Origin of the sequence: Desulfonatronospira sp. MSAO_Bac3 (genome assembly GCF_003838035.1) — a bacterium.
Classification (GTDB): Bacteria; Desulfobacterota; Desulfovibrionia; order Desulfovibrionales; family Desulfonatronovibrionaceae; genus Desulfonatronospira; species Desulfonatronospira thiodismutans.
This window is the reverse complement of sequence record NZ_QYZY01000142.1, coordinates 1-8,892: the sequence shown is the minus strand read 5'-3', so window position 1 is coordinate 8,892 and position 8,892 is coordinate 1. Positions and strand designations below refer to the sequence as shown.

Here is an 8,892-nt window from a genome sequence, read left to right as displayed (position 1 = left end):
ATTCTTTTTTTGTCCTTCCTTTCGTCTCTCACAGTCAGAGCGACATAAAAAAACTTCTGCGCTCCCATGCATGGGATATTGTCCTGGCCTGGTCCCTGGGGGCCAGCCTGTGTCTGCAATGCCTTTGATCAATAAGTACCAGTCATCTCGTTCTGATAGCTCCCTTTCTTGATTTTACCCGGCACACCCCGGTTAACGGCATTCAGGACATGTTAAATGGTCTGGGCAAAAATCCTGAAACCACTGTGCGCTGGTTCTGGCGCAGATGCGGGATAAAATCTGCACCCCGGATCAGGCAGGGTGATGTAAGAGGACTTGCAAGGGGACTTGAATACCTTATGCAGCCGGGACCTGAACATATTGAGCACCAGGACATGCAATTCTGTACAACCCTTATCCATGGAAGCCGGGACAGAATTGTTCCCAGGCAGGCTTTACTCGAGGTGCATGCGGCCCTGGGCCAGGGAAGACCGGTTTACACTTCCGGCGGACATTTTATTGCTGAAGAAAAAATATGGCAAATTACCTATGAGCAGACAGGTACAAAAATATTTTGACCGGGCTGCAGATACATACCTGGAAGAGGCCGTGATCCAGGAGGAGGCGGCCGGGCAATGCGCCGGGAACATACCCCGGGGATACTACCCCAGGGTCCTGGAAATAGGAGCCGGAGGGGGGCTTCTTACCCGGCACTGCCTGGAAAGAATCCGGGCCGGTATATATCTGGCCATGGATGTTTCTTTTTCCATGCTGGGGCTTTTGCCCCGGGACAGTGTTGTCCCTGTTCAGGGGGATGGGGAGACTCCGCCCTTGAGGGAGGGATCACTTGATCTGCTCGTGAGTTCCTCGGTGATGCAGTGGTATGCAGGAGGGGGGCAAAGTATTGGCCGCAGCTTAAGGCTCTTATGCCCGGGCGGATTTTTCTCCCTGTCTTTTTTTGTGGCCGGAACTTTCCGGCAGATGAAACATATAAGCTCCATGTCGGGCTTTGGCTCAGTCTATCCTCTGCCCCGGGTCCGGGAATGTATGGCTGCCATGGCCAGATCCGGGACAGAATATACGTCCCGGGTTGAAAACTATACAGTCTATTATGATTCAGTGCAGGGATTTTTAAAGAGCCACAAGGGCACCGGGGCCGGGTACACTGGCAGGAGGCCGGTGTTCGGCAGGCAGTGTTATCGAAATTTCTGCCGCATGTACCTGGAAACATATGGTGAAGGCGGCCGGATCCCTGTGGATTACCGGGTGCTTTATATCCGGGGGCAAAAGAAATGAGTCAGTGAGAGGTTGTCAGGCGGGTTCCAGACCCATGTCCGTGATCATCTGCATATCCTCTGCAACTCCTCTGCCCTGACGGGTGAGATAATTGCCTGTCATGAGCCCGCTGGCCCCGGCCATGAAGATCAGGGGGTGGAGTTCTCCCAGGTTTTCCAGCCTTCCGCCGCAGACGATGATTTCATGCCTGGGGAGCATGTAACGCAGCATGCAGATGATTTTGAGGCACCGCAGGGGAGTTAACTGGTCATTATTTTCCAGTGGTGTGCCGGGTATGGGAACCAGGAAATTTACCGGCACTGCGTCCACATCAAGCTCTCTTAGAGTCAGAGCCAGTTCCAGGACGTGTGCGTCACTCTCCCCCAGGCCGAATACAGCTCCGCTGCAGACAGACAGCCCGGTCTGTCTGGCCAGGCGCACCGTTTCAGTTCTCTGGGAGTAGTCGTGAGTGGTGCAGATGCTGGGGAAGAATCCAGGAGCGGTTTCCAGGTTGTGATGATAGCGGGTCAGGCCGGCATCTTTTAGTTCCTGGAGTTCTTGTTGCTTCAGCACTCCAAGGGAGGCGCAGGGGCTTATGCCCTGAGATGCAAGCTCTCTTGTCACCCGACAGACCTGTTGCACCTCTTCTGCCTCAAGCCCCTTGCCTGAGGTGACCAGGGAAAACCGGTTCACCCCCTGGGCAGACATGTTGCGTCCTTCAAGGCTCATCTGTCCCGGGTTTTTCAGGGGATAGCTGTTTATACTGGTGGTGTGGTGGGCTGACTGGGCGCAAAAGGCACAATCCTCGGAGCATTTCCCGGACTTGGCATTGGTTATGGCGCAGACCCTGATTTTATTTGCGCAGAAGTTGCGGCGTAAGAGCTCGGCCCCGGGGAAAAGCCTGTATGTTTCCACATAGGGCAGTTCAAGGAGTGTTTTCTGCTCCGAGTCTGCAAGCATGTTGCCCTGGGCTGTTTTCAGGGCCAGGTCCAGGAAGTACTGCATATTTTATCCAAAGTATTCCGCAAATTTTGATTTAAGCAGCTGTGGAGTGATTTCCGGCATGGTCTGCACCTGAGCCAGGACCGGTGTTCTGCCGAAATATTCGATGGCCTGAACATGGTCCATATTGGGCTCGCCGTTTAAAATAACCCCCAGAATCTTCACGCCGTAACAGCCCAGGGCGTTTATGGTCAACAGGGTATGGTTAATCACCCCCAGTCTGTTGGGGGCGACTATGAGCACCGGAACAGCCAGAGACCGGACCCAGTCCAAGATGAGCAGGTCATTATTCAGGGGAACCATAATCCCGCCGGCACCTTCGATGACGAGAGTGCCTTGTGCATCAGGTATGTGCAGTCTTTGGGGGTCGATAAAAACACCATCCCGCTCTGCAGCAAGGTGGGGCGAAAGGGGCTGCCTTAGTGTGTAGGCCTCGGGGATGATTTTTACCCGGTCAAGCCCTGCCCACAGGGCAACCTGCTGGCTGTCCAGGCCCTGGTCTGATCCGCTTTGCACCGGCTTCCAGTAATAAGCCTCAAGCCCGGCAGCCAGCAGGGCGCTGATGACAGTCTTGCCCACTCCGGTATCAGTGCCGGTTACAAAAAAACACCGCGGGAAAAGCAAATGACTTCGACCTACTGGCTGACCCTGATTTTCTGGCCGGGCTGAATGGGGTCGTCAGGACCAAGGTCATTTAGTTCGCGTATCTCGTCAACAGAAATGTCGTACTCAAGGCTGATGCGAAAAAGGTTCTCTCCGGCCTGCACCTCATGATAGACATACTCCTCGTCAGCTTCGGGCTCAGGCCTTTCTGCCGGTTCCGGTGGCTGCACCGGCTCAGGGTCAGGCCTGACTGGAGGATCTTCTTCCAGTGCGGCCAGTTGCTGGCGCATGTCGTCAATGTTTTCCCGCTGGTCTTCAAGTCTGCGATTTAAATCCCGGGAGGTTTCCCAGATATCGGTAAAGGCCACCTGCCTTTCTTCAGCCTGTTCTTCCAGGATTTGCATACGTTCTTCTAAATTTTGCAGCTTTGAAGAGATTTCCTGTAGTTCTTGAGAAGACACGTCATCTCCGCCCCTGGCGAATATGACCACCAGGATAATAACCAGGGCAATGCCCGCTCCGCCGGCAATGTAGGAAATCAGGTTGTCCGGAGGACGGCCCATCCCGAACTGTTTGCGCCTGGGGTTGCTGTTTTCTTTAGGCTGATCTTCTTCCAGATCATCAAGTTTGTTTATCCAGTTTTTCTTTTCCACGGTATTACCTCTTGTTAATGAGAAAAAGGTTTCAGGCAGTTACAGTTTTTCTAAATATTACAGCCATGGACAGGCAGCAGTCAAGATCCAATGTGTCTGGCAGCCTTGAGCATGGCTGAGGTCAATCTGCTCAGGTCCCCGGACTCTATGATATACGGGGGCATGATGTAAATGAGATTCATAAAAGGCCTGATCCATACCCCATCCTGGACGAACATCTGCTGGATGTCGCCTACAGGGACCTGCCGGTCCAGCTCCAGGACACCAATGGCCCCCAGCACTCTTGCCTGGCGTACTCCGGGAATATTGCCTGCCGTAATCAGTTCGCGCTGCATCTGCTCCTGGATGCGGGCGGTCTTTTCCTGCCAGCCGCTTTCCTGCAGCAGGCGGATGCTGGCCAGGGAAACGCTGCAGGCCAGGGGGTTGGCCATAAAGGTCGGGCCGTGCATGAAAACGCCTGGATCGCCCCTGCAGATGGTTTCGGCGATATGCGTGGTGCAAAGGGTGGCGGCCATGCTCATGTAGCCCCCGGTGAGGGCCTTGCCCAGGCAGATTATGTCCGGGGTGATGCCGGCGTGTTCGCAGGCGAAAAGTCTGCCTGTACGCCCAAAGCCTGTGGCGATTTCATCGGCGATTAAAAGCACCTGGTATTTGCGGCAGAGTTCTCGAACCCGGGCCAGATATTGCGGAGAATACATGCGCATTCCCCCGGCTCCCTGGACTACAGGTTCCAGGATGAACGCGGCCAGTTCCTGGTGATGTGAGGCCATGATCTCTTCCACGGCCTGCAGGTCCTCGGGGGTGCAAGGTCCGTCAAAACCGGATTTTGGGGCCGGGGCAAAAAGATTTTCAGGCAGAAAGCCGGAATACAGGCTGTGCATTCCGTTAAAGGGATCGCAGACGGACATGGCCCCGAAGGTATCCCCGTGGTAGCCGCATCTCAAGGCCAAGAATCTCTTCCTGGACGTATCCCCCCTGGCCTGCCAGTACTGCAGAGCCATTTTCAGGGCCACCTCCACGGATACAGAGCCTGAATCACAGAAAAATACTTTGTCCAGCCCTTCCGGAGTGATGCGGACAAGTTCCCGGGCCAGGTCTATGGCCGGTTCATGGGTAAGACCGCCGAACATGACGTGAGAAGTCTTCTGTGACTGCCCGGCCAGGGCCTTATTGAGCTCTGGGTGGTTGTAGCCGTGGATCACAGCCCACCAGGAGGACATGCCGTCAATGAGCTCCAGGCCGGTGGTAAGCCTTATGCGTACACCACTGGCCGATTCCACAGGATATACCGTTAGAGGATCAATGAGTGAAGTGTACGGATGCCAGATGTGCCCTTGGTCGAACGAAAGCTTTTCTTTCCAGTCCATGTCTGATGGGATTCCTTGTTTGTATTTTATCCTGCAGTTACAGGCATTTTTTAATTCTTTTGCCGTCAGAAGACGGTAACCATTCAGGGGGGGTGCCGGAATCGGCCTGGGGACAGTCCCCGCGACACCTTGCCTTCACAATTACCAAAATTAAAAGCGCAAAATTCTGTGATCCTGCACAGACCTACACAGCGAGGGACAGTCCCCAGGCCTTGTGCCAGTAATCAACACCGAGGAGCCCCTGAATGGTTACAGAAGACGACAGCCCATGCAGGGAGTGGATTCATTTTGACCATAAACTTTTGTCTGTCAAGTTTGCCTGTCTTCAGAAGGGCGTAACCATTCAGGGGATGCCTGGTGAATTTGACCTGTCCTGAGTGTTGTAGTAACAATTATTGTATCTAAAAGTGTTTGTTTAATCCATTAGACGCAGGACAGAACCGTTACGCTATCGGAGTATCTTTACTTTTTTTAAAAAACATAACTGGAGGAAACCATGCCTAAGAAAAAAAAGAGCATTGAGGAAAAGACCCTTTGGCCGGATGCTGCCAGGATGCTTGACAAGGCTGAAAAGGACGGTGTCGAGACCGCCTGGGACCGTCTGGAACAGCAGACTCCGCACTGTAAGTTCTGCCAGACAGGCCTTACCTGCCGCAACTGTACCATGGGACCGTGTCAGATCAGAAAAAACGCCCCCCTGGGAGTGTGCGGGGCGGACGCTGATGTCATAGTGGCCCGGAATTTCGGCCGTTTTGTTGCCGGAGGTTCCGCAGGTCACTCGGATCACGGCCGGGACTGCATCGAAGCCCTGCATTCCGTGGCCCTGGGCAAGTCCACGGATTACAGCATCAAGGATGAAGCCAAGCTTTTGCGCATTGCCCGTGAGCTGGGTATTGCTGTTGAGGGCAAAGGCGTTTCTGAGGTGGCTTTAGAGCTAAGCGATCTTTTTTTTGCCGACTTCGGCAGCAGGCAGCATGAGGTGTCTTTTTTGGTCCGGGTGCCGGAAAAACGAAAAAAGCTCTGGAATGAACTGGGCATAACACCCAGGGGTGTGGACCGGGAGATTGCCGAGATGATGCACCGCACCCACATGGGCTGCGACAACGACGCCCCCAATCTCATGCTGCACAGCGCGCGTACCTGCCTGGCCGACGGGTGGGCGGGTTCCATGATCGCCACAGAGATCTCGGATATTCTTTTCGGTACCCCGAAGCCCGGTAAAAGTAAGGTGAATCTGGGGGTCATCCAGGAGGACATGGTCAATATCCTGGTGCATGGTCACAACCCCATTGTTTCTGAGAAAGTTCTGGAAGCGGTCAATGATCCGGAAATGATCAGCCTGGCCCGGGAAAAAGGAGCCAAAGGCATCAACCTGGCAGGGCTGTGCTGCACCGGCAACGAGCTCATGATGCGCCAGGGGATTCCCCTGGCCGGCAATCATCTCATGACTGAGCTGGCCATTGTAACCGGGGCGGTGGAGCTTATCGTGGTGGATTATCAGTGCATCATGCCCAGCCTGGTGACTGCAGGCAACTGTTATCATACCAAAATGGTCACCACCGCGGACAAAGCCAGGTTTACAGGGGCCGAGCATGTGCCCTTTGATATGCACAATGCCTCCCACCAGGCCCGCAAGCTGGTGCAGACGGCTGTAGAGGGATTTTCCAGGCGAGACAGTTCCAGGGTGGAGATACCTCAGGGGCCCATGGAAATGATCACCGGGTTTTCCAACGAGGCCATTCTTGAAGCCCTGGGCGGAACCCCGGGGCCGCTCATTGAGGCTATAAAAGCGGGTAAAATCAGGGGCGCGGCGGCAATCGTGGGATGCAACAATCCCAAGTACAGGCAGGATTACGGCAACGTCAACCTGGCCAAAGAGCTTATAAAGCGAGATATCCTGGTGCTGGTTACCGGGTGTGTAACCAGTGCGGTGGGCAAGGCCGGGCTGCTGATGCCTGAGGCTGCAGATGAGGCCGGGGCCGGCCTGCATGAAATATGCAAGGCTTTGGGAGTGCCGCCTGTACTGCATATGGGCAGCTGCGTGGACAACGCACGGATACTTCAGCTCGCCGGAATCCTGGCCAATGAGCTGGGAGTGGACATCTCTGATCTGCCCCTGGCTGGTTCCTCGCCGGAATGGTACTCGGAAAAGGCGGCAGCCATAGGGACTTATTGCGTAGCCTCAGGCATCTTTACCCATCTGGGGCATCCGCCAAATATCACCGGTTCTGAAACAGTGACCAACCTTGCCCTGTCCGGCCTGGAGAGCCTGGTGGGAGCAAGCTTCGGCATTGAGCCGGATCCTTTCAAGGCTGCTGAAATGATTGATGAGCGCATCACCAGCAAAAGAAAAGGGCTGGGTCTGTCCTGATAAATACCGCAAGACCTGAAAGCCTGCTAAGCCTTCATGTCCATTACATGGCCCAGCATATCGCTCTGGGTGCGTGTGGCGGCGGCGCTGGCGGCGTAAGCTGCTTCGTTTTGCTGCATCACGACCAGCTCGGAAATAAGATCGGTGTTGCTGGGCCTTAAAGCCTGTTCCTGAACCCTGGCTGCTTCATCTTCCTGCATCTCCCGGGCATGCTCCAGGGCCTGATCCCGGACCTTTTCCACGCTCTGGGGCCTGACACCCTGCTTCTCCGGGGCTTCCTCCAGGATAACCCGGTCTGGCTCAAAACCCCTGGTGTTTACGTTGGCCACGTTGTGGGCGCTTACCTGCTGGCGCAAGCCGAAGCTCTGAAAGGCTCCCATGCCGGAAATGCTGTCTACCATGAGATTTCCTTTTCTTTATTTCTTTGCCTTGCTGTGTTTAAATCTTCTCGAATACGCCCTGCTGCTTGCATTTTTTCAATATGTATCTGGGGAATACGAAGTTTTATTTTGGTGCAAACCTACATTGAAGGGTTTTTTGAAAAAATGGTTTGATCTAAAATAAATCCTAGGTTACATTTAAATAGAAGTCAAACTTATAATTAACTCGAATGGGTTAATAGCGTGTCACCCTTGCGGACTGGGAGCCAGCACCATTGAAGATGCCAGCAAATGATCAGGGTCAGCTTCCAAGGCAATAATCCATAAGAAATATTTCGCTAACACTACAGCGAAACTTATAAAATTTTTCAACCTGTCTAAACTGGGGACAGTCCCGCACCTACTTGATTTCTCAGCAAGTTCCAGCAATTTCATGAAATTATTCCCAAGTAGGTGCGGGACAGTCCCCGGAGGTCAATAAATAAGTTTCGCTGTAGTGCTAAGAACTGCCTGGAAATGTCTGAATATAACACTTATATCGTGACAGATCCTAACCTCTTGTTTAATCAGTAAATCCCGTCAGAAGAACAGTCCAGAATCTAAAAATCAGGGTGAGCTGGAACTATGAATAACTGTAGAGGGTCCCCGCAAGAAGATATTGAAGCTGCAGCAATCAGAAGTGCCGTGCGGCTTCTTACTGACATTACTGTCCCTCTGAATGAGAGGCTGGACAAGAGTCTTGATTTTATTCTCAAGAGAATCAAGGCCAGCAAAGGATCCATCATGCTTAAAAGTTCAGAACAGGAAAGTCTGCGGGTGGAAGCCAGCACCAATCACAATATAATTGGCATTGTCCAGGATATTAATCCCGGCTCAATTTCCGGGTATGTTTTTTACAATTCCGTGCCGTTGATGATTGAAGACATAAGCAAAAGCGATATGTTCAAGCCTAGAAACGGCAGGTCCTCGTCCTACAGAACCACTTCTCTTCTCTGCGTCCCTCTTCAGGGGTCACAAAACAATACCATCGGTGTAATCAACTGTTCCGACCGGGACAATGATTCCCCATTCACCTCCCAGGACTTTCAGATGGTCCAGGAATACGCTTCCTGGATTTCCCCGCTGGTAGAAAATTCCTGCCTCATGGACAAAATTCGCGAGGAAAAAGAGCGTTACAAGGCCCTTGTGAGAGAGCTGGAGTTAAAGCAAAGAGAACTCTTGATAGCTCATACCGAGCGTTCCGAGCTGGTGCAGATGGTTGT

At 53.2% G+C, this 8,892-nt stretch carries 10 protein-coding genes; 5 read left to right on the top strand and 5 right to left on the bottom strand.

Annotated features, from left to right (window positions below):
- The first annotated feature begins 209 nt into the window (after positions 1-209).
- Both D5S03_RS05130 and D5S03_RS05125 read left to right on the top strand, forming a co-directional pair.
- Entirely contained in the window at positions 210-557 is a 348-nt protein-coding gene (locus tag D5S03_RS05130) for an alpha/beta fold hydrolase (RefSeq protein WP_287042874.1), read from the top strand.
- Positions 529-1,275 carry a class I SAM-dependent methyltransferase gene (locus D5S03_RS05125; protein ID WP_287042873.1) on the top strand — a complete coding sequence of 249 codons (747 nt, stop codon included), beginning with the start codon at positions 529-531 and terminating at the stop codon, positions 1,273-1,275. Before D5S03_RS05130 ends, D5S03_RS05125 begins: the two co-directional genes overlap by 29 nt.
- Positions 1,276-1,290: 15 nt before the next feature.
- Here D5S03_RS05125 and bioB read toward each other — a convergent pair whose 3' ends face one another.
- The 4 genes from bioB to bioA form a co-directional block, all read right to left on the bottom strand.
- Complete coding sequence (gene bioB / locus D5S03_RS05120) at positions 1,291-2,259, bottom strand: biotin synthase BioB (protein WP_287042872.1); 969 nt, start codon at positions 2,257-2,259, stop codon at positions 1,291-1,293.
- A 3-nt stretch (positions 2,260-2,262) separates the two neighbouring features.
- The gene (gene bioD, locus D5S03_RS05115; RefSeq protein WP_008871397.1) at positions 2,263-2,880 is read right to left on the bottom strand and encodes a dethiobiotin synthase; all 618 of its coding nucleotides are present in this window, start codon (positions 2,878-2,880) and stop codon (positions 2,263-2,265) included.
- Between the two features lie 11 nt (positions 2,881-2,891).
- The gene (locus D5S03_RS05110; RefSeq protein WP_008871396.1) at positions 2,892-3,512 is read right to left on the bottom strand and encodes a LysM peptidoglycan-binding domain-containing protein; all 621 of its coding nucleotides are present in this window, start codon (positions 3,510-3,512) and stop codon (positions 2,892-2,894) included.
- 80 nt (positions 3,513-3,592) lie between these two features.
- On the bottom strand, positions 3,593-4,879 hold the full coding sequence (bioA, locus tag D5S03_RS05105; protein WP_008871395.1) for an adenosylmethionine--8-amino-7-oxononanoate transaminase: 1,287 nt from the start codon (positions 4,877-4,879) through the stop codon (positions 3,593-3,595).
- A gap of 245 nt (positions 4,880-5,124) precedes the next feature.
- Here bioA and D5S03_RS05100 point away from each other — a divergent pair, with 245 nt between their 5' ends.
- Entirely contained in the window at positions 5,125-5,256 is a 132-nt protein-coding gene (locus D5S03_RS05100) for a hypothetical protein (protein ID WP_008871394.1), read from the top strand.
- Positions 5,257-5,375: 119 nt separating this feature from the next.
- The gene (cooS, locus tag D5S03_RS05095; protein ID WP_008871393.1) at positions 5,376-7,250 is read left to right on the top strand and encodes an anaerobic carbon-monoxide dehydrogenase catalytic subunit; all 1,875 of its coding nucleotides are present in this window, start codon (positions 5,376-5,378) and stop codon (positions 7,248-7,250) included.
- Between the two features lie 26 nt (positions 7,251-7,276).
- Here cooS and D5S03_RS05090 read toward each other — a convergent pair whose 3' ends face one another.
- Positions 7,277-7,651 (bottom strand): flagellar basal body rod C-terminal domain-containing protein, encoded by a 375-nt coding sequence (locus D5S03_RS05090; protein ID WP_287042871.1) that lies wholly within the window; start codon positions 7,649-7,651, stop codon positions 7,277-7,279.
- A gap of 603 nt (positions 7,652-8,254) precedes the next feature.
- Here D5S03_RS05090 and D5S03_RS05085 point away from each other — a divergent pair.
- On the top strand, positions 8,255-8,892 hold a 638-nt coding region (locus tag D5S03_RS05085), incomplete at its 3' end, for a GAF domain-containing protein (protein ID WP_287042870.1).